The organism is Pseudomonas juntendi, from assembly GCF_009932375.1.
GTDB classification, from domain to species: Bacteria; Pseudomonadota; Gammaproteobacteria; order Pseudomonadales; family Pseudomonadaceae; genus Aquipseudomonas; species Aquipseudomonas juntendi.
The window spans coordinates 1-322 of sequence record NZ_BLJG01000531.1; the positions used below are offsets into that span (position 1 = coordinate 1).

The 322-nt window shown below is 63.7% G+C and carries 1 pseudogene; it reads right to left on the reverse strand.

Annotated elements, in window-relative coordinates:
• Positions 1-322, reverse strand: a pseudogene (locus GYA94_RS27100) (Hsp70 family protein); the annotation flags it as partial.

The following is a 322-nucleotide window of genomic DNA, read 5'->3' on the forward strand; positions in this document are numbered from 1 at the left end:
CAATGGCCTCTTCGAACAGCACCCGGGTCAGTTCGGCAGACAGTTCAGGCTCGACCCGGTGCAGGTCGATGCGGCGGCTGTCGCGCTCGGTCAGTTCGATCTTGCTGGCTTCCACTTCCATCGCCAGCCAGTGCCCGGCACGCTGCTCGATCAGCTTGAACAGCCGGTCGATGCCGAAGCTGTCCTCGATGTCGTAGCGCATGCTGCCCAGCGCCAGCTGCGACTTCTGCGAGTACAGCGCGTTGATGGTGTGCCAGGTGGCCAGGTTGAGGTGGTAACTGGTCGGCATCAGGGCGCCGCTTTTCATGCGGCTGCCGTAGCC